The organism is Azonexus hydrophilus (assembly GCF_905120355.1).
Classification (GTDB): Bacteria; Pseudomonadota; Gammaproteobacteria; order Burkholderiales; family Rhodocyclaceae; genus Azonexus.
In genome coordinates this window covers 17513-37981 of sequence record NZ_CAJHOB010000010.1, presented here as the reverse complement: position 1 = coordinate 37981, position 20469 = coordinate 17513, and the positions used below count along the sequence as shown (strand labels likewise).

The window sequence follows — 20469 nt, the reverse complement described above, 5'->3', positions numbered from 1 at the left end:
TCCTTTTCGCTTGCCATTCAGCTGCCTTTGGGCCGTTCGCTCCACTGGAGCTTCTGCCGCAGCATCGAGAAATAACTGTAGCCCGGCGGGTGCAGGAACGAGATGGCATGATCCGAGCGGTGAATACGCACGCTATCGCCCACCTGCAAATCCTGCGTGACCTGGCCATCGAAGTGCACCCGCGGATCGTCGGCATGCGTGATGCGCAGTTCGATCTCCACCGTGTCATTCACCGTCACCGGCCGATAGGTCAACGCATGCGGGTACAGCGGCACCAGGGCAATCCCGGTCAGCGTCGGGTGCAGGATGGGGCCACCGGCAGACAACGCATAGGCCGTGGAACCCGTCGGCGTGGAAACAATGAGGCCGTCCGAACGCAAGTTGAAAATGAATTCACCGTCAATAAACAGCTCGAATTCGATCAGGCGGCCAATGGCCCCCTTGTCAATCACGACATCGTTCAAGGCGAGATTGGAAGCAATTTCCCGCCCCCCGCGCAACACCTCAGCCGCCAGCAACATACGACTTTCCGGCTGGAAATTACCATCCAGCAGATCGTCCATGCAGGTCAGCATGTCATCGCGGGCGATGTCGGTCATGAAGCCAAGCCGTCCCTGATTGACACCGACCAATGGCACGCAGTAACGCGCCAGACGACGTGCCGCGTTCAGCATCGTGCCATCGCCGCCGAGCACGATCGCGACATCGGCATGTGCGCCAATGTCGTTGAAACCGCAGGTCACCCAACGTGCCAGATCCACCAGCTTGCCAATATGCCCGGCCGTTTCCCGCTCGATGAACACCGACACACCCCGTTCGTGCAGATATTGCGCCAGGCGCGACAAAGACTCCGCGATTTCAGGGCTGTTGTATTTGCCCACCAGGGCAATGGTGCGGGGCTGGCGCAATCGATTCATGGGGACGTCATGGCGGCGAGTTCAGGCACAAATCGCTGGCGGAAGCGGTGAGATTCGAACTCACGAACGGTTGCCCGTTGCCGGTTTTCAAGACCGGTGCAATCGACCACTCTGCCACGCTTCCTTGCGCTGTTTCGGTGGTTCAAAACGCGGCGGATGATATCACAAGGCAAGCCAGCTTCCGGCTGCTTCGATGATTTTTCTACTGTGTTCTGCATAGCGAAACGTCACCTCCGGTTACACATTCGCCATACAAAATTCGTCATGAATATCTTGCTCTTCGTCATATCCCCCTCTACAATTCGGCATATGACTTAAGTCATAGTTAGAAAGCACAAATATTTATATCAAACTTCCTTGCATAGGAGAAAACCATGGCATCCACCAAAGTGATCGAAAAGATCGACCCGCGCGAAATCCGTCGCAAACTCGGCCTGAACCAGCAGCAATTCTGGTCTGCTCTGGGCGTGACGCAGAGCGGCGGCTCCCGCTATGAAAGCGGTCGCAACATGCCGAAACCGGTGCGCGAGCTGCTGCGTCTGGTGCACGTCGAACAAATCGACGTCAAGAACATCAAGCAGGAAGACTGGGAAGTAGCCGAGTACCTGCGTTCACAGGAACCGGAACTGTTCAAGACCCTGAAGAAAGCTGCTCGCAACCGCACCAAGAAAGCAGCCTGATTCCGCAGCATCCCGGCACGACAGGGCTCAAGGTGAAACAACGACCTTGAGCCCTGTTTCTTTGCGCACAACGGCGGCGATCGCATCCAGTTCGGCAGCCGTTAACGCACTCAGGCGCGGCGCAGCGGCCTGCCGCGAAGGGCGCGCCAGGCCATAGAGATGCACGCCTTGCAGCTTGTCGGCCAGTGGTTTCAATGCGGCGCAGTAGGCAGCGACACTATCATCCTGCGGCAGCACACCGTCCAGACGGAACCAGCAACTCTGCACCCAGGTCGGTGCTAGGCCGGCACAACGCTCCAGATTCGCCACAGCACGCTCCAACGGCCAGGCGATACTATTCACCTCGGCAATTTCCTCGCTGCTGCCACGATCAAGCTTGAACCACACCTCGCCTCCCTGCGCGGCAATCTGCCGGATGCCCGCCTGCACCCCGGGGCGATGCAGGAAACTGCCATTGGTGATCAGGCGCAACGGCACCTGTAGCGCCCGCCGCTGCATCAGCGCACACACCGCCTGCACCGCCGCAGGAAACTCTGCCGCCGCAGTCGACTCACCATTACCGGAAAAAGCGATATCAACCAGCGCCGCACCCGCCGCGGCACCACTACCATTTCCTGCCTGAATCGTGGCGAGCAGGCTATCCAGTTCGGTCGTCAGTTGCTGCAGATCAATCGGCGGCGGCCCGCCGCGCTGCAGGTTGTCCACCTGGCAGTAGAGGCAAGCCCAATTGCAGGCGCTGTTGGGATTGAGATTGACCCCTACCGACACGCCTCCGGCACGACGTGACAGCACAGGGTAGACATAGGTAAAACCGGCTTCGGCACGGTTGTGGTCATCAATGCGCAGCATCCGCGCATTGTATAATTCCCGGCCATTTCCGCGATCTTTTCCGCTCATGTTGATTACCCGCCGCCTGGAATTCGATGCCGGCCACCGCATTCCCGATCATAAAAGTCAGTGCCGCCATCTACACGGTCACCGTTACGCCATCGAAATCACCCTGACCGGCAGCGTGATCGACCGGGCGGGAGATCCCGCCAACGGCATGGTAATGGATTTTTCCGAAGTCAAGTCGCTGGCCAAGGCACATGTGGTGGACCTGTGGGACCACGCCTTTCTGGTCTACCGTGGCGACCATTCCGTGGTTGATTTTCTCGCCACCCTGCCCGACCACAAAACCGTGCTGCTGGACTACATTCCGACGGCTGAAAACCTCGCCCAGCTAGCTTTTACCTTGCTCGACCCGGTATACCAAGACCGTTACGGCAACCACTTGCGCCTGCAGCAGGTCCGCCTGTACGAGACGCCCAATTGCTGGGCTGACGCAACGCGCCCGCCGTCATCCTGATGACGGTCGCAGGCAGCAACGGCACACGTGCCCTGATCCTGACCGGCGGTGGCGCCCGGGCTGCCTACCAGATCGGCGCTCTGCTTGCCATCAACCGCCTGCGCGGCAAGTCGAAGCGCAACCCCTTTCCCATCATCTGCGGCACCTCAGCCGGCGCCATCAACGCAGCGGGGCTAGCCTGCCAGGCAGATAATTTTCGCCAGGCAACCGGCAGCCTCAACACGTTCTGGCGACACATGCGCACCGCCGACATTTACCGTGTCGATGCCGCCAGCGTTGCCGCAGCCGGCGCCCGCTGGCTCGCCGTACTAACGACAGGCTGGCTGACCGGGCGAGCGCCGCGCTCCCTGCTCGACAACGCGCCACTGGCCAGCTTGCTCAAACGCCACATCGACTTTCCCGGCATCGAGCGCTCAATCGAATCCCGCGCCCTGCGGGCGCTCAACATCACGGCATCCGGCTACGATTCCGGCGAGAGCATCAATTTTTTCCAGGCTCTGCCCGAGGTGCTACCGTGGCAGCGCAGCCAGCGCCTGGGGCTGCGTACGACCCTCGGCACCGAGCATCTGCTGGCGTCCAGCGCCATTCCCTTCATTTTCCCGGCCGTCCGCATTCACCGTGAATATTTTGGCGACGGTTCCATGCGCCAGTTCGCCCCGCTAGCGCCGGCCATTCACCTGGGCGCCGACCGGCTGCTGGTGATCGGCGCAACACGGGCAAGCGAACAACGCCGGCGCGGCGAATATGGCGACAGCGACTATCCCAGCCTGGCACAGATTGCCGGCCATGCCCTCTCAAGCATATTTCTTGACGGCCTGTCGGTTGATATTGAACGCATCCAGCGCATCAACCGGACGCTTGCTGCAATGCCAGAAGCCCTGCGGCAGCAACAGGGCGTCAGCCTGCGCCCGATCGAGACTTTGGTGATTTCACCCTCACAAAGCCTCGACCGCATCGCCGCCGAACAGGCCTCCAGCCTGCCGTGGACCATCCGCAAGCTGCTTGGCGGCCTGGGCGCGATGAATCCGCAAGGGGGTGCGTTGACGAGTTACCTGCTGTTCGAAAAAAATTTCACCCGCCGTCTGATCGACCTCGGCTACGCCGACACACTGGCGCAGAGCGAAGCCGTCGGCAGCTTCCTCGAACTCACCTGAACAGCGGACACCCGCGCAGCGGAGTACACACACTACGCCCCGGCGTACATTTCCTCCTCCGGGGTGAAGCGCTCTTTCAGTCGGCCTTGACCAAGCGCCGCGCGCGCACTGCGGCAGCCAGACGCTCCAGCACCGCCAGGCTGTCTTCCCAGCCGATGCAGGCATCGGTGATGCTCTGCCCATAGGTCAGCTCCTGCCCCGGCGTCAGATCCTGCCGCCCCGGGCATAGATGCGATTCAACCATCACCCCCATGATGCGTTCTTCACCCGCAGCCAGTTGCGCCGCGACGCTGTCGCAGACTTCCATCTGCAAGGCATACTGCTTGCGGCTGTTGCCATGGGAAAAATCGACCATCAGCCGTGCCGCCAGTCCTGATTTGGCAATTTCCTGGCTGGCTGCTTCCACACTGGCCGCATCGTAGTTGGGTTCCTTGCCGCCACGGAGAATGACGTGGCAATCTTCATTACCCTGCGTGGACACAATCGCGGTATGACCCGTTTTAGTCACCGACAGGAAATGGTGCGGCGAACTGGCCGAGCGGATGGCATCGACCGCGATGCGCATGTTGCCGTCGGTCCCGTTTTTGAAACCGACCGGACAGGACAAACCGGAAGCCAGTTCGCGGTGCACCTGCGATTCAGTGGTACGCGCGCCGATCGCGCCCCAGGCAATCAGGTCGGCCGTGTACTGCGGAGTGATGGTATCGAGAAACTCGGTGGCGCAGGGCACCCCCATTTCATTGATTTCGAGCAGGATGCGCCGCGCCAGGCGCAGACCTTCGTTAATACGGAAAGTGTTATCCAGACGCGGATCGTTGATCAGGCCCTTCCAGCCCACCGTGGTACGCGGCTTCTCGAAATAGACACGCATCACCACGACCAGTTCGTCCTGGTATTTTTCCGCTTCCTTGGCCAGTCGCGTTGCGTAATCGATCGCCAGTTCGTAGTTATGGATGGAGCAGGGGCCGATGACCACCAGCAGGCGGTCATCGGCACCGTGCAAGACGCGGTGGATCGCCTGTCGGGCCTGGAAAGTCGTGGTGGCCGCCCGCGCAGTGACCGGATACTCCTTGTTGATCAAGGCCGGCGGAACGAGTTCCTTGATCTCCTTGATCCTGACATCATCAGTTACCGGCTTGTCCGCTGCGCGTGTCCCCATGACCAACCTTCCAGAAAAATCGTCGAAACGCCCGATTCTACCGGAAGATCAGCCTGATTCAGGGCAATTGCGCCAGGAAGTGCGACAGGGCGAGGATGTCCTCATTCTTCAAACCGGCCGTGGCAATCGACATCAGCGGGTTGTTGCGCACCCCGGTGCCATCGCGGTAATGAGTGATCGATTTCAGCAGATAGGGCTGCTGCTGACCGGCCAGACGCGGGTAAATTTCAGTACCACGCGCACCGGCGCCGTGACAGCGGGCACACAGCTTTTCAAACAGCACCTTGCCCTGCTGGGTATGCGCCGGATCCGCCTTGGCGGGCGGCACCTTGACGTTGGCGTAATACAAGGTGATCTGGGCACGCTCTTCGTCGTTCAGCACCTTGATCAGGCCCTGCATGAACGGATCCTTGCGTTCCCCCGCGCCAAACTTGCGGATCTGTTCCAGCAGATAGGAAGGATGCTGCCCAGCCAGGTTGGGTACATCACTTGTTTTGGCGATGCCATTTTCACCATGACAGTTGGCACAGAAAAAACTGGCCTTCTTGCCTGCCGCAATGGCGTTCTGCAACGCGGCGGGATCGACCTGCAGGACTTTCATGCGCTCGTGGGCGGGAGTTTGTGCCAGTACGGGGAAAGCCGTCAGCACACTCAACAGGGGAACCGCCAGAAACGAGGAGAAACGCATGTTTTTGCTCCGAATAATGACAAGGCGGAATTATGCCGTCCCGCCCACGGTCAGTCCATCAATTCTCAATGTAGGTTGCCCGACACCCACCGGCACACTCTGCCCTTCCTTGCCGCAAGTCCCCACCCCCGGATCGAGGCGCAGATCGTTGCCGATCATGCTGACGCGGGTCAGCACATCCGGGCCATTGCCGATCAGGGTCGCGCCCTTGATCGGGCGGGTGATCCTGCCGTTTTCGATGAGATAGGCTTCGCTCATGGAAAAAACAAATTTGCCGCTGGTGATATCGACCTGTCCACCACCAAAATTGGCGGCATAAATCCCCTTATCCACCGACGCAATGATTTCCTGCGGATCGTGAGCACCCGCCAGCATCATGGTATTCGTCATGCGCGGCAACGGCAGATGGGCAAACGATTCGCGCCGGCCGTTACCGGTCGGCCCCACCCCCATCAGGCGGGCATTGAGACTGTCCTGCAGGTAGCCCTTGAGGATACCGTTCTCGATCAGCACTGTGCGCTGGCTGGGGTTACCTTCATCATCGATATTGAGCGAGCCACGCCGCTGCGCAATGGTGCCATCATCGACCACCGTGACACCGGCCGCCGCCACGCGCTCGCCGACTCGGCCACTGAAGGCCGAACTGCCCTTGCGATTGAAATCCCCCTCCAGGCCATGCCCCACCGCCTCGTGCAGCAGGATGCCAGGCCAGCCTGCCCCGAGCACCACGGTCATCTGCCCCGCCGGCGCCGCCTCCGCCTTGAGGTTGACCACGGCCTGATGCACCGCTTCCTCGGCATAGCGACGCAGCACGGCATCGTCGAAATAGGAAAAATCGAAACGCCCGCCCCCCCCGGCGCTTCCCTGCTCGCGCGCGCCATTTTCTTCGACGATGACGGAAACCGAACAGCGCACCAATGGGCGGATATCCGCCGCCAGACGGCCATCGGAACCAGCCACCAGAATCACCTCGTATTCGCCTGCCAGCCCGGCATTCACCTGCACCACCCGAGGATCGGCCGCGCGGGCAAAGCCCTCCAGCCGTTCCAGCAGCGCCACCTTGGCCTCTGCCGACAGCGACGCCAACGGGTCTTGTGGCAGGTACAAACCAGCCTGCTGTGCCTGCGCCTGCAGCAACGGCGCCCGCGCCGTCTGACCGGCACTGGCGATGGCCCGCACCGCGCCAGCAGCGTCGGCAAGTGCCGCAGCGCTGATGTCGTCGGAATAGGCAAATGCCGTCTTCTCGCCGGACAAGGCGCGCACGCCAACCCCCTGATCGATGTTGAAGCTGCCCGATTTGACGATCCCCTCGTCCAGGCTCCAGGCTTCCGAACGCGCGTACTGAAAATACAGGTCGGCATAATCGACCCGATGGCTGAGGATATTGCCAAAGGTGCGCGCCAGATCGCCCTCACTCAGGCCAAAAGGTGTCAGTAATACGGATTCTGCTTGCTGCAGGAAGTTTTGTTCAGTCATGGATTCTCACAATTTGCGATGGGCAAGTGCCGGCAATTTACCGCGCACATGGGACAAGCGCGCGTGATCGAGTTCAGCCAGCACCACGCCCGGCCCCTTGAGTTTACGGTCAAGCACTTCGCCCCAGGGATCGACGATCATGCTGTTGCCGTGGGTCAACCGGCCATTGGCATGCCGTCCGCCCTGCCCGGCCGCCAGCACGTAGCACTGGTTTTCGATGGCACGGGCGCGTAACAGGATTTCCCAGTGGGCACGCCCGGTAATTTCGGTAAACGCTGCCGGCATCAGGATCAGATCGATTTCTCCCAAGCCGCGATACAACTCCGGAAAGCGCAGATCGTAGCAGATCGACAAGGCCACCCGGCCAAACGGCGTCGTCACCGCCACCGGCTGCTGGCCGGCCTCAATCACCGCCGCCTCATCGTAAGCCTCGTTGCCCTGGCGAAAACCGAACAGATGAATCTTGTCGTAACGCGCCACACAGGCGCCAGCAGGATCGAACAGCAGGCAGCTGTTGCGCATCTTGTCGGCGGCATCGGCAGACAAGGGCAGCGACCCGGCCACCAGCCAGATGCCATGCCGCTGCGCGGTTGCCGCCAGCCAGTCCTGGATCGGACCCTGACCGAAAGCTTCGCGCGCTGCCAGCCGCGCCGCATCGGTCGCCCCGATGATGGGAAAATACTCCGGCAACACCACCAGTTGTGCGCCCTGGGCAGCCGCTTCGGCAATCCAGTGCGCTGCCGTGCGCAGATTGTCAGCCACATCAGGGCCGGAAATCATCTGGATCGCCGCCAGCCGGCAATTTTTCGCTTCGCTCATGGCTTTTTCTCCGCCCCGGCAGACGGGGTCATGGCAGCCAGTCCGATTTTCTCGACCTTCGGTTCGGACCAGCTGCCGGTAATCCGGTAATCGTAGGCCAGCGCCTTGTTCAGCGGATTCTTCAGCACCGTGTTCGCCACCAGCGCTGCAGCACCGGCCACCGGATTGATCAGTGCCGTCGCCCCCACCGCCAGCATGCTGATCTCTGGCCGTACCTGCACGCTCAGATCCTGCGTTTCACGCTGCAGATGGGTACTGCCATCGATATTCACCTGCGCCGCCGGACCGTTGATCTGCAGCCCTCCCAGGGTCTTCATCTCGCCGTTCTCGACAATCAGCTTGCCGCTGATGCGGTCGAAAGCAAAACCTTCGCTGAACAGATCACGAAAATCCAGCGTCAGCCGGCGCGGCAGTGACTGCAGGGAGATCAGTCCAAGCAGACGCCCGGCCCCCGGCTTCAGCTGATTGAACTGGCCATCTCTGGCCTCCACCTGCAGATCACCGCTCAGACTGGCGTAATCGAGATCGGTCAGCGCCCCGCGCCAGTGCACGTTGCCGGAAAGATTGGCGGTCCCCTGGCGCACGGCGTCCTCGTAGCCCAGGCGGGTGAGCAGCTTGCCAATGTCTTTCGCCGTCAGCGTGAAATCGAGATCGGTGCGCTGCTGCGCGCCACGCGTCCAGCGACCGCTGGCGGTCAGTTCCCCGTCCGGATTGGCCAGGCGCACCGACTCCAGCAGCCAGGCCCCGCGCAAATTGCGGGCTTTCAGCTGCAGACGCCCCAAGGCCTTGTCGTCCAGCCACAAGTCCTCAACCGTCAGCTGCATGCCCGGCAGGGTTTTTGTTTCGACACTGGCGGGTGCGCTACCCGGCGTCGTTTCTCCCTCACGGCGCACGCGCAAGTAGCGTAGATTGCCCGCCAGCCAGCCATCGCCAGCGCTGCGCCAAAGCAGCTCGCCGTCGGCCTCCTGCGCCCGCAGCCTGATTTTCCAGCCATCCGGCTGGGCTGACAGGGCGACATCGAGGGCGTTGTAGGCACTGCCAAGCAGTTGCAAGTGCGGTGTTTTCACCTCCACCTGCGTCAGTTGCAGACCGTCGCTGTCTGCGGCCACCGCTGCCGCTGCGCTGCCCTGACTTTCTGCCGGTGCAGCAGCCAGTGCAGCGCGCCAGGCATCTCCATCGATCCGCGGCAGCGCGATCCGCACACCCAATCCGCTCGCCGGCGGAGCGCCACCGGCACCACCGACATTGATGATGCCATTGGCCCAGCGCCCGTCTCGACGCACCAGCAAGCCACTCATCACCTTACCCAGCGTGATGCGGTAATTTTCCTGTCCGGCCACCGGCTCGCTGCGTTCGATGCGCAGCGGCAGCGTGGAATCCGCCGTTTTTTTCAGGGGCTCCGGCCAGGGCGAAACCGCCCCCAGCAAATCGGACGTCACCAGCACATAGGCACGCCGTTTCTGGATGATGATGTCGCTCTTCCACTGCGCGGCCCCACTGACACGGTCGAGCAGGGGCCAGGCAAAATGCCGGCCGACCTCGCCCAGATCGGCTTTGCCGGAAGCCTTGATCAGAACCTTGCCACCGTCTTTGCCCGCTTCGCTGCCGACCTGCACCCGGACCGGACCAGCAAATGCACGCCCGTTGATTTCCTGGGCAGTGACTGAAGCCTCGGTGATGTCGAGTGCCCCCTGCACAGCGGTGATGGGCGGCAAACCCTCCACCACCTGCAAGGTATTGTTGGCGAACTGATAACGTCCGCGCACCTTGGTGTCGTCGATGCGTCGCAGCGGCAGGTCGATGGCCAGATCCAGCTCACCCGGCCCCTGCGCCTGCATGCCGGCGGTGAAGTGATCGATGCTGGCAGCCACCGGACTGCGTTCGATGAATTTGAGAAATTCCCCGGTCGGCCCTGCGGCCTTGCCCTTGATGATGAGCATTTCGTCCATCACGTCAAAATCGGGCATGCTGACCTCCACGGGCCCGATGGTCGCACCGAGGATGCGGCCGCGCTGCGCCTTGATGCGCATGCCGTAATCAAACTCCATGTCGGCCTCGATATGCTCGATGACCGGCCAGCCCTCGGCGTAATCAATGCGGGCATCGTGCGCCTTGGCCGTCACCAGGAACTGCCCCTGCTTCGGATCGCGGAAGGGAAAATCACGCAGGTTGCCGCGCAGCACCAGTTTGGCATCGCTCGCCGTACCGCCGGTAATCCCATGCTGCAACCAGGCGCGCGCATCGGCATTGACCGCATGCGGCATGTAGCGCCACACCGCCCGCCCGTCGGCTTTGTCGATGCGTGCGCTGAGATTGATCTCGCCAGGCCCGTTACCGTCAAAGCGGTAGATGCCTTGCGCCGAACCGGTGGCGTCCGGGCTGGCAAACTGCACCCGCTCGATCTGAACATCGATCACGCCGGCCTTGACGCTCCATTGCGTATCCGCCCGCAGGCGGTCAAAACGGATCTGGGCCTCGGGAAATACCGCCGGCAGGAACAGGGAGGCCGCCCGGGCATCGATATGCACCGCACCGCCGCGCTCCGTCAGATCAATCGTACCGCGCAGATTTTCCGCCCCGGGGAAATAGCTCTCGGCCCGCACGCCCAGGCCACTGAATTCGGCTTTCACCCCGTAGCGCGAAAGGCCGTCATTTTCCCAGCGCCAGTGACTGCGGATCTGGCTGATCTCACCCTGCGGCGCATACGCCTGCAGCAGGTTCCTGGTCTGCGGGTCGAGCGGCAGGTAATCCGACAGATGGGCCAGTTTATCGAGACTCAGGCGGTCGGCCGTGAATTGTCCTTCCTGTGCGCCATCCTTTGCCTGCCAGTCGAGCAGGAAATCCATCGGCGCCAGCTGCATGCCGCTGTGCGTACGCAACTCTAGGCGTTTTGCCGCCAGTTGCCAGCCCTGTGCCCGCCAGGTCGCCAGCAGACGCCCCCGCAGGGTAGCCAGATCGAGTACCGGCCGGGTCTGCCCCAGCTGCACGCGCACACTGTCGAGCGCCAGATCCATGGTCACACCGATGTCACCGTCTCGCAGTTCGGCCCACAGGCGCAATGCGCCCTGCCCGTGGGTCAACGGTACCGGATAATCAAACCAGGGCCGCCAGGCATCAAGGTCGGCATAGGGCAAATCCAGGTAGATCCTGCCATCCACTTCGCTCCCCTGCAGCGACCAGCCCTCCTGCACATTGCCGTACAGATCGCCGCGTACATCCAGCCGCCCCGCCAGGGCCGCTGGCGGCAGGGCCGAGAAGGCAAACCGGTGGCGACGACCGCTGTTGTCCAGACGCATCTGCACATCTTCCAGCACCAGCGCCGGCGCGCCACGCAGGGCGTCCTCCCAGAGCAGGGTGGCATCAGTGATGCGAATATGTTTCTGGGCCAGCAGCCAGTCCAGGCCATCGCTGCCGCCCCCTTCGCTGCCGCGGATGCCGGCGATTTCGAGCTGGCCGTCTGTTCCCCGGCGCACATTGAGCACCGGCCGTTCGATCGCCAGCAGCGCCAGAATCGGCCGCCAGCGCCAGAGGGTGTGCCAGGACAGCACGGCATCGACGCTGGACAAGGTCAATCCCGGACTGCCATCGTCGGCCAGCAGACTCAAATCTTCCAGCACCAGCTCCGGATTAAAGCGTTGCCACTGCGCGGCGATTCGGCCGATCCGTACTTCCTGCCCCAGCGCCGCGCCAATGCTACGCTCCAGCGCCGGCCGGTAATCGTCGATGGCCGGCAGGACAAAGAAACGCAGCCCCAGAAAAACAGCCACGAACAGCAGCCATGCCGCCAGCAGCAACCAGCCCAGGACGCGCAGCACGCCCCCCACCGACACGCCGCAACAGGAGCGCGCCAGCAGCTGCCGCCAGGCATGCACGCGGTAATAGACCGCCTGGCGCACCTGACGACGCTCGGGCGTCGGCAACGAAGTCTGCGGAGAACTCACGCCACGGGATCAATCCGGCTTTGCCAGAAAATGAAATTGCTCACTAGAATGCAACTCTCGACGATACAGCCGTTCCCGGCCGGAACATGAACAGGCCGGCATTTTACCCTCACCCGCCCCCGATCCGATGACCGCCACCCTCGACCCGCGCTGGCACACCGCCTTGCGCCACAGCCGTTACCTGAGCCAGCTTCTTGCCGCCCAGCCAGCCCTGATCGACGAACTGAGCGCCCACTGGGAACAGCCGCTGGACTACTCCGCCCTGGAAGCGCCCCTGCTCACCGGCGACCACAGCGACGACAGCCTGCGCACCGCCCTGCGCCGGTTGCGGCACCGGATCATGGCGCAACTCATCCTGCGCGACCTGGGCGGCCTGGCGCCGCTGAACGAAATCATGCAGGCCATGAGCTGGCTGGCCGATTTCACCACCAACCTGGCGCTGGCGCACCATCACCGGCAACTGGCCGCCCTCTACGGCGAGCCGCTCGATAGCGAAGGGCGGGCGCTGCGGCTGCTGGTCGTCGGCATGGGCAAGCTGGGCGGACGCGAGCTGAATGTCTCCTCCGATGTCGATTACATCTTCGTGTACCCGGAGGATGGCGACACCGACGGGCAGCAAAACGGCAAGAAAAGCATCGAAAATTTCGACTTCTTCACCCGTCTGGGCAAAAAACTGATCCAGACCCTGGGCGACATCACTGCCGATGGGCAGGTCTTCCGCGTCGACATGCGGTTGCGCCCCAACGGCGACTCCGGACCGCTGGTCTGCTCGCTCGACGCACTGGAAAACTATTTCATCACCCAGGGCCGGGCTTGGGAGCGCTACGCCTGGATCAAGGCGCGGGTCATGAATGACGGCGCCAACCGGCAGGAGCACTGGGCCGAGGAACTCGCCGATACCGCCCGCCCCTTCGTGTTCCGCAAATACCTCGATTTCGGCACCATCAACGCCATGCGCGAACTGCACGCCCAGATCCGCCGCGAAGTGGCGCGCAAGGACCACATCGACCACATCAAGCTCGGCCCCGGCGGCATCCGCGAGATCGAATTCATCGCCCAGGTCTTTCAGCTCATCCGTGGCGGCCGCGATACCGCCCTGCAGATCCGCCCCACCCTGCACGTCCTCGCCCTGCTGGCCGAACGCCAGATCATCACCGCCGAGGCGGAAGCCGAACTGCGTACTGCCTATGTTTTTCTGCGCCGCCTGGAACACCGCCTGCAGTACGTCGATGACGCGCAGACGCACCTGCTGCCGACAACCGACAGTGCCCGCGAAGTGATCGCACAGAGCATGGATTTCCCCGACTGGGCGCATTTTGCTCCCGTCCTCGCCGCCCATCGCGCCCGCGTCAGCCAGCATTTCGACAACGTCTTTGCCGATCCGGAAGCAGGCGAACATCCGCTGACCGGCCTCTGGCTCGGCCAACTCGACGAAGACGCTGCGCATCAGCTGCTCGCCACGCAACATTTCCGCGATCCCGCCACCGTGCTGCAGCGCCTGTCCGAATTGCGCCAGGCCAGCCGCTATCAGCAACTACCGGCAAGCAACCGGCAACGTTTCGACGCCATCGGCCCGCGCCTGATCGAAGCCGCCGCCAGCACCGCCGACCCGGACCTCACCCTGCACCGGGCCTTGCTGTTCATCGACCATATCGCCCGGCGCGGCACCTATCTCGCCCTCCTGCAGCAATACCCGCTGGCGCTGCGCCGCCTCATCGACCTGCTCGGCGCCTCGGAATGGGCGAGCGAATATCTCAAACGCTACCCCCTGCTGCTGGACGAACTGCTCAATCCGCGTCTGTACGACACCGCCACCGACTGGCCTGCCTTCCGGGCCCAACTGCGGCAGAACCTCGCCGATCATGCCGGCGACACCGAGCGCGAAATGGACATCCTGCGCGAAATGCACCACGCCCAGCTGTTTCGCCTGCTGGCGCAGGATCTGGCCGGCCAGCACAGCATCGAATCCCTCTCCGATCACCTCACCGAACTGGCGGATACACTGATCCAGGAAACCCTGCCCCTGGCCTGGAGCAAAATCCGCCAGCGCCACTGCGCCGACCCGAAAATTGCCGTCATCGGCTACGGAAAGCTTGGCGGCAAGGAACTGGGCTACGCCTCCGACCTCGATCTGGTCTACATCTACGACGATGACGACCCCGACGCCCCGGACAACTATGGCCGTCTGGTGCAACGCATGAACACTTGGCTATCCAGCCAGACCGGCGCCGGCACCCTGTTTGAAACCGACCTGCGCCTGCGCCCCAATGGCGACGCCGGCCTGTTGACCGTCAGTCTCGACGCCTTCCGCAACTATCAGCTGCACAGCGCCTGGACCTGGGAACACCAGGCCCTCACCCGCGCCCGCGCCTGTGCCGGCGACCGCGCGCTGGGCGAGCGCTTCGAACGACTGCGCTGCGAAATCCTCTGTCAGCAACGCGACCTGGCCACACTCAAACAAGACATCCTCGCCATGCGCGACAAGATGCATGCCGCCCACACCCGCGACGCCCCGCAGTTTTTCGACCTGAAACACGACCGTGGTGGCCTGATCGATGCCGAATTCATCGTGCAATATCTGGTCCTCGGCCACGCGCACCAGCACCCGCGCCTGACCGGCAACCTCGGCAACATCGCCCTGCTGCGCATCGCCGCCGAACTCGGCCTGATCCCAAGCGCTGCCGCCCAGGCTGCGGGCGATGCCTACCGCGAGCTGCGCCGGCAACAACACCTGACCCGCCTCTCCGCCAACCCCAAGGCCCCGGTCGAACGCGCCCAAGTACAGGCTGCCAGCGGGGCAATCCGCGCGTTGTGGCGGATGCTGTTCTGAAAACGACAAGCCCCCGGAACGCCGGGGGCTGGTTCAGTCTGCACTGCTTATTTCTTCAGCGAATCACGAATTTCGCGCAGCAGCTGGACTTCTTCCGGCGTTTCGGCCGGTGCCGGAGCCTCTTCCTGATCGGCCTTGCGCAGGCGGTTCATCTGCTTGACCATCATGAAGATGATGAAGGCGAGGATGATGAAATTGAGCAGGATGGTGATGAAAGAGCCGTAGGCAAAGACGGGAATCCCCGCTTTTTTCAGGTCAGCCAGGGCCGTCAGGTTTTCCGGGTTGTTGCCCAGCACGAGAAACAGGTTGGAAAAGTCCAGCTTGCCCACCACCATGCTGACCAGCGGCATGATCAGGTCGCCCACCACCGAATCGACAATCTTGCCGAAGGCCGCGCCGATGATGACACCGACCGCGAGGTCCATCGCGTTGCCCTTGACGGCAAATTCCTTGAATTCTTGCAGCATACCCATGGTCTTGTTCCGGTGAAGTTGATGACAGGCCGGATTATTCCGAGGCCAGACGGTGAGCGCAAGCGCTTTCCGGTCGGCCGGCCCGGCATGCGCCGGCCGGCTTCAGTGTGTATGATCCGCACCCATAGCGGCAACCACTCTCACGGCAGCACACACCCCATGAACGTCAACGGCATCCCTACCCGCCCCCTGCGCCCGCTCACCGCGGACGGGGCGATTGAAATCATCGACCAGACTCAATTACCGCACCGCCTCGTCTGGCAGCGCATCGACAGCCTGGACGGCTGCGCCTGGGCGATCTCGAGCATGCAGGTGCGCGGTGCGCCGTTGATTGGTGCCACCGCCGCCTATGGTGTCGCCCTCGCACTGGCGCAGGATGGCAGCGATGCCACCCTTGCCGCAGCGCTCGACTGCCTGGGCGCGACCCGCCCGACCGCGGTCAATCTGCACTGGGCATTGACCCGCATGGCGCAGACCCTGCGCCCGTTACCGCAGGCTGACCGCTGCCCGGCAGCCTGGGCAGAAGCCGCCTGCATCGCCGAGGAAGATGTGGCGCAGAATGCCGCCATCGGCCAGCATGCGCTGGCGCTGTGGAAAGACCTGATCATCGCCGACGATCAGGTCTTCAATGTCATGACCCATTGCAACGCCGGCTGGCTGGCCACCGTGGACCACGGCACCGCACTGGCGCCGATTTATGCGGCGCACGACGCCGGCATTCCGGTGCATGTCTGGGTATCCGAGACCCGGCCCCGCAATCAGGGGCTGCTTACCGCCTGGGAACTAGCGCAGCATGGCGTGCCGCATACGCTGATCGCCGACAATGCGGCCGGCTTCCTGCTGCGCCAGGGCAAGGTCGATGCCGTCATCGTCGGTGCCGACCGCATTGCCGCCAATGGCGATGTCGCCAACAAGATCGGCACCTACCTGAAAGCGCTGGCCTGTGCCGACAACGGCATTCCCTTCTATGTCGCGGCGCCGCGCTCCACCCTCGACTTTGCCTGTCCGGACGGCGCCGCAATTCCCATCGAAGAGCGTGCGGGCGACGAACTGCGCCTGGTCACCGGACTGGATCGCGCACAGCAACCCGCCCACCTGCGCCAGCTGCCGGCCGATGCGGATGTCGCCAACCCCGCCTTCGACGTCACTCCCGGCTGGCTCGTCAAAGCCATCATCACCGAACGCGGCAGCTGTCCGGCCAGCCGAGAAGGCTTGCGGGCCCTGTACCCCGACGAGGTGGGCGATGACTGACCCGCGCCAGCAGCTCATCGCTGCCGCCCTGGCCACGCAGGCGTCCGGGCTCAACCGGGGGACCGCTGGCAACATCAGCCTGCGCGCCGACGACGGTTTCTACATCACGCCCACCGGCATGCCTTACGCCGCGCTCACAGCCGCTGACATCCCGCACATGACCCTGGCGGGGACGATCAGTGGCCAGCGCAAACCCTCTTCCGAATGGCGCCTGCATCGTGACCTCTACGCCGCCCGGCTGCACGTCGGTGCCGTCGTGCACGCCCATTCGCCCTTTGCCGTCAGCCTGGCCTGCCAGCGCTGCGACATTCCCCCCTTTCACTACATGATTGCCCGCTTCGGCGGCGACACGGTGCGCTGCAGCCGTTACGAGATTTTTGGCTCGCAGGAACTGTCCGCCGCCGCGCTTGACGCCATGACCGACCGCCACGCCTGCCTGCTCGCCAACCACGGCCTGCTCGTTGCCGGCCGCGACCTTGAACAGGCACTGGCCCTCGCCGGCGAACTGGAGGAACTGTGCGAACAGTACTGGCGCACCTGCCAGCTGGGCACCCCGGTGCTGCTGAGCCCGGCGGAAATGGCTGCGGTAGGCGAAAAATTCAGCAGCTACGGGCAGCAATAACAACGCCGTCGAACCGGGCAGAGCGATGAACACACCACACGATCTCTCACGCTGGGCGCATTCACACGATTTTGCCAGCAGCACCCGGCACGCCGAGGCGGGTACGCGCCGGGTGCTCTGGATCACCCTGTTGATGATGCTGATCGAGATCAGTGCCGGCTGGTGGTTCAACTCCATGGCCTTGCTCGCCGACGGCTGGCACATGAGTTCGCACGCCCTGGCAATTGGCCTGGCTGTCTTCGCCTACAGCACCGCCCGACGCTATGCCGACGATCCAAGTTTCGTCTTCGGCACCTGGAAGATCGAAATCCTGGCCAGCTATACCAGCGCCCTGTTCCTGCTCGCCATCGCGGCGCTGATGGTCGCGGGCGCGGTCGAACGCCTCATCACGCCGAGCCCGATTGCCTACGCCGAAGCCCTTGCGGTTGCCGTCCTCGGCCTGATCGTCAACCTGGTCTGCGCCGTGATCCTGCTGCGGGCCGGCCACGACCACGATCACGGACACCACCACGATCATGGGCATGAGCATGAGCACCACCACGATCTCAACCTGAGGGCGGCCTACGTCCACGTCGTCACCGACGCCCTCACCTCGATCCTCGCCATCACTGCCCTTGCCGGCGGCTGGTGGCAGGGCTGGTCCTGGCTTGACCCCGCCTGCGCCCTGGTCGGCGCCGCCCTGGTCGCCCTGTGGGCAAAGAACCTGCTGCGCGACAGCAGCCGCATCCTGCTCGACCGCGAAGTCGAGTCACCACTGTCCACACGCCTCCGCCAGCAACTGCACAGGTTCAATGCCGATCTGCTCATCACCGACCTGCACCTCTGGCGTGTCGGTAACGGCCGCTATGCCGGCACCCTGTCCCTGCTCTCGCATGATCCGACGCTGACACCGCTCGCCATCCGCGAACTGCTGGCAAACGAACAGGCCCTGGTGCATCTCACGGTCGAAATCCACCCCTGCGATACCTGCCGCTAAACCCGACCCTGCACTGGCTCGAAACTGTACCGACCAGGTCGGGACGTTGACGTTTTTTTCACCTTTCCTTGACGTTTTATTGACGCCCGCCGGCCAATACTGCCTGCGTGTTCATCCCTCGTGCCCGTCATGCAGCGTCCAGACATCGTCCGTACAGCTCCCCTGTTTTTGCCGCGCCACGCGCAAACGCGCTACCTCGCCCTGTTTGTCGCCTGCTGGCTGGGCATTTTTTTCTGTACCCGCAGCCTGCTCTGGCTGACTCATCTGCAAGAAGCTGCGGCCGGACCACTGGCGGCGGCGCAGCTGTTTTTGCTGGGGACGGCCTACGATCTCGCCTTTCTCGCCTACGCCGTGCTGCCGCTGGCCCTTTATCTCCTGCTCTGCCCCCGCCGCTGGTGGCAGACTCGCTGGCATCGGCACACCCTGACGGTGCTGTTTGCCCTGCTGCTGTTCCTGATGTTGTTCGTCGCCACTGCCGAATGGCTGTTCTGGGATGAATTCGGCGTGCGCTTCAACTTCATTGCGGTGGATTACCTTGTCTATTCCAAGGAAGTAATCGACAACATCATCGAGTCCTACCCCCTCTATCGACTGCTGGGCTTGCTGGCGATTCTGGCCGGCGTGTTCACTCTGCTCTTGCGCCGCACACTCAGCGCCTGCTTTTCCGCCCCACCCCTGGCCCTGCGCCCAGCCGTGAAAACGTTTGCCGCCCTGCTCAGCCTGGCAATCGTCAACAGTCTGGCCATTGGCCAGGACTTTCCCCATCACAGCGGCGGCAATGTTTATCAGCGCGAACTGGCGAGCAACGGCCCCTTCCAGTTTTTTGCCGCATTCCGCAATAACGAACTCGACTACACGCAGTTTTACGCCACCTTGCCGCAAGCTCAGGCAGCAGCGCTGCTGCGCGCGGAAGTAAGCGAACCCAACGCGCGCTTTCTAAGCGATGCGCCATTTGACATCCGGCGTCAGATCGACAATCCCGGCCCGGCCCAGGCGCGCAACGTCATTCTGGTCACCATCGAAAGCCTGAGCGCCCGCTACCTGGGCAGTTTTGGCGACCCACGTCAGCTGACGCCCAATCTCGACCGCCTGCGCCGGGAAAGCCTGTTCTTCTCCAACTTTCAGGCCACCGGCACGCGCACCGATCGCGGCCTGGAAGCAATCACCCTGTCCATCCCGCCCACCCCGGGGCGCTCCATCGTCAAGCGTATCGGCCGCGAGAGCGGTTACGCCAGCCTCGGCCAGCAACTGGCTGCCCGCGGCTACGACAGCGCTTTCATTTATGGTGGCCGCGGTTATTTCGACAACATGAATGCTTTTTTCAGTGGCAATGGTTACCGCATCGTCGACCAGAGCAGCGTACCGGAAGCAGAGATGAAGTTCACCAACGCCTGGGGCATGTCCGATGAAGACCTTTACCGCCAGGCGCTGCAACAGGCCGATAACGCGGCAGCCAGCAAACGCCCTTTCTTCTTCCATCTGATGACCACGTCGAATCACCGCCCCTTCACTTATCCGGACAACCGCATCGACATTCCTTCCGGTAAAGGGCGCGATGGGGCGCTGAAGTACACCGACTACGCCATTGGCGAATTCCTCGCCCAGGCGCGCAGCAAGCCGTGGTTTGCCAACACCGTGTTCATTTTCGTCGCCGATCACACGGCCGGCAGCGCCGGGCTGGAGGACTTGCCGGTAGCCAATTACCACATCCCGCTATTCATTTATGCGCCGGGCTTCATCCCTGCCCGCGAAGTGGATACCCTGGCCAGCCAGATCGACCTTGCCCCCACCTTGCTCGGCCTGCTCGGGATCAGCTACGAATCCACCTTTTTTGGCCGCAACCTGCTGCTGCAACACTCCTTGCCGGGCCGTGCGCCGATCGGCAATTACCAGCATCTGGGGCTCTTCGACGGCCACGACCTCGCCATCCTCAGCCCCCGCCGCGGCTTGCGGCAGCACCGCGACGCCCTGGGCGCGAGCGACGAACAAGCCGGCGCACCCACTGATCCCTTGATTGCCCGCGCCATTGCCTACTATCAGGGCGCCAGTTACGCCTTCCGCAACCACCTGCTGGGCTGGCACTGAACAACGCCGGGGGCTGTCCCCAAAGCAACATTCACCTCCCGGCCGGCGCC

Annotated in this window: 16 protein-coding genes and 1 tRNA gene; 8 read left to right on the top strand and 9 right to left on the bottom strand. The window is 62.9% G+C overall.

The genetic code is table 11. The features are described 5' to 3' along the window. Positions 1-17: 17 nt before the first annotated feature. Both JYJ39_RS09380 and JYJ39_RS09375 read right to left on the bottom strand, forming a co-directional pair. Positions 18-917 (bottom strand): NAD kinase, encoded by a 900-nt coding sequence (locus JYJ39_RS09380; protein ID WP_205203852.1) that lies wholly within the window; start codon positions 915-917, stop codon positions 18-20. A gap of 36 nt (positions 918-953) precedes the next feature. Further along, a tRNA-Ser gene (locus tag JYJ39_RS09375) sits at positions 954-1041 on the bottom strand. A 250-nt stretch (positions 1042-1291) separates the two neighbouring features. Between JYJ39_RS09375 and JYJ39_RS09370 the strand changes: the two genes are divergently transcribed. Further along, complete coding sequence (locus JYJ39_RS09370; protein ID WP_205203850.1) at positions 1292-1597, top strand: helix-turn-helix domain-containing protein; 306 nt, start codon at positions 1292-1294, stop codon at positions 1595-1597. 27 nt (positions 1598-1624) lie between these two features. Here the strand turns inward: JYJ39_RS09370 and JYJ39_RS09365 are convergent, their stop codons facing one another. Then, on the bottom strand, positions 1625-2494 hold the full coding sequence (locus JYJ39_RS09365) for a radical SAM protein (RefSeq protein ID WP_240189613.1): 870 nt from the start codon (positions 2492-2494) through the stop codon (positions 1625-1627). Here JYJ39_RS09365 and queD point away from each other — a divergent pair. After that, the gene (queD, locus tag JYJ39_RS09360; RefSeq protein WP_205203848.1) at positions 2493-2945 is read left to right on the top strand and encodes a 6-carboxytetrahydropterin synthase QueD; all 453 of its coding nucleotides are present in this window, start codon (positions 2493-2495) and stop codon (positions 2943-2945) included. The two genes, JYJ39_RS09365 and queD, sit on opposite strands and share 2 nt — an antisense overlap. Then, complete coding sequence (locus JYJ39_RS09355) at positions 2945-4099, top strand: patatin-like phospholipase family protein (RefSeq protein ID WP_205203847.1); 1155 nt, start codon at positions 2945-2947, stop codon at positions 4097-4099. The genes queD and JYJ39_RS09355 overlap by 1 nt, the downstream gene beginning before the upstream one ends. Positions 4100-4175: 76 nt before the next feature. On the opposite strand, the gene aroG is transcribed toward JYJ39_RS09355, so the two are convergent. From aroG to JYJ39_RS09330, 5 genes are read right to left on the bottom strand one after another with little or no spacing between them, the layout of a single operon-like run. Then, on the bottom strand, positions 4176-5258 hold the full coding sequence (gene aroG / locus JYJ39_RS09350) for a 3-deoxy-7-phosphoheptulonate synthase AroG (RefSeq protein ID WP_205203846.1): 1083 nt from the start codon (positions 5256-5258) through the stop codon (positions 4176-4178). Between the two features lie 58 nt (positions 5259-5316). Next, the gene (locus JYJ39_RS09345; protein ID WP_205203845.1) at positions 5317-5946 is read right to left on the bottom strand and encodes a c-type cytochrome; all 630 of its coding nucleotides are present in this window, start codon (positions 5944-5946) and stop codon (positions 5317-5319) included. 30 nt (positions 5947-5976) lie between these two features. Continuing rightward, positions 5977-7422, bottom strand: a complete 1446-nt coding sequence (tldD, locus tag JYJ39_RS09340) for a metalloprotease TldD (protein ID WP_205203844.1) — start codon at positions 7420-7422, stop codon at positions 5977-5979. A 6-nt stretch (positions 7423-7428) separates the two neighbouring features. Continuing rightward, complete coding sequence (locus JYJ39_RS09335) at positions 7429-8241, bottom strand: carbon-nitrogen hydrolase family protein (protein ID WP_205203843.1); 813 nt, start codon at positions 8239-8241, stop codon at positions 7429-7431. Then, the gene (locus JYJ39_RS09330) at positions 8238-12182 is read right to left on the bottom strand and encodes a YhdP family protein (protein WP_205203842.1); all 3945 of its coding nucleotides are present in this window, start codon (positions 12180-12182) and stop codon (positions 8238-8240) included. The genes JYJ39_RS09335 and JYJ39_RS09330 overlap by 4 nt, the downstream gene beginning before the upstream one ends. A 127-nt stretch (positions 12183-12309) precedes the next feature. Here JYJ39_RS09330 and glnE point away from each other — a divergent pair, with 127 nt between their 5' ends. Beyond that, entirely contained in the window at positions 12310-15012 is a 2703-nt protein-coding gene (gene glnE / locus JYJ39_RS09325; RefSeq protein ID WP_205203839.1) for a bifunctional [glutamate--ammonia ligase]-adenylyl-L-tyrosine phosphorylase/[glutamate--ammonia-ligase] adenylyltransferase, read from the top strand. A gap of 47 nt (positions 15013-15059) precedes the next feature. Here the strand turns inward: glnE and mscL are convergent, their stop codons facing one another. Then, entirely contained in the window at positions 15060-15485 is a 426-nt protein-coding gene (gene mscL / locus JYJ39_RS09320; RefSeq protein ID WP_205203837.1) for a large conductance mechanosensitive channel protein MscL, read from the bottom strand. A 159-nt stretch (positions 15486-15644) separates the two neighbouring features. Here mscL and mtnA point away from each other — a divergent pair, with 159 nt between their 5' ends. The 4 genes from mtnA (at position 15645) to JYJ39_RS09300 (ending at position 20419) form a co-directional block, all read left to right on the top strand. Next, the gene (gene mtnA / locus JYJ39_RS09315; RefSeq protein ID WP_205203835.1) at positions 15645-16736 is read left to right on the top strand and encodes an S-methyl-5-thioribose-1-phosphate isomerase; all 1092 of its coding nucleotides are present in this window, start codon (positions 15645-15647) and stop codon (positions 16734-16736) included. Then, positions 16729-17358: a class II aldolase/adducin family protein gene (locus JYJ39_RS09310; protein ID WP_205203834.1), complete on the top strand. Its 630-nt coding sequence runs from the start codon at positions 16729-16731 to the stop codon at positions 17356-17358. Before mtnA ends, JYJ39_RS09310 begins: the two co-directional genes overlap by 8 nt. 25 nt (positions 17359-17383) lie before the next feature. Beyond that, entirely contained in the window at positions 17384-18334 is a 951-nt protein-coding gene (gene dmeF / locus JYJ39_RS09305) for a CDF family Co(II)/Ni(II) efflux transporter DmeF (RefSeq protein ID WP_205203833.1), read from the top strand. 129 nt (positions 18335-18463) lie between these two features. Continuing rightward, a complete protein-coding gene (locus tag JYJ39_RS09300) occupies positions 18464-20419 on the top strand; it encodes an LTA synthase family protein (protein ID WP_240189612.1) in 1956 nt (651 codons plus the stop codon). Positions 20420-20469 lie beyond the last annotated feature (50 nt).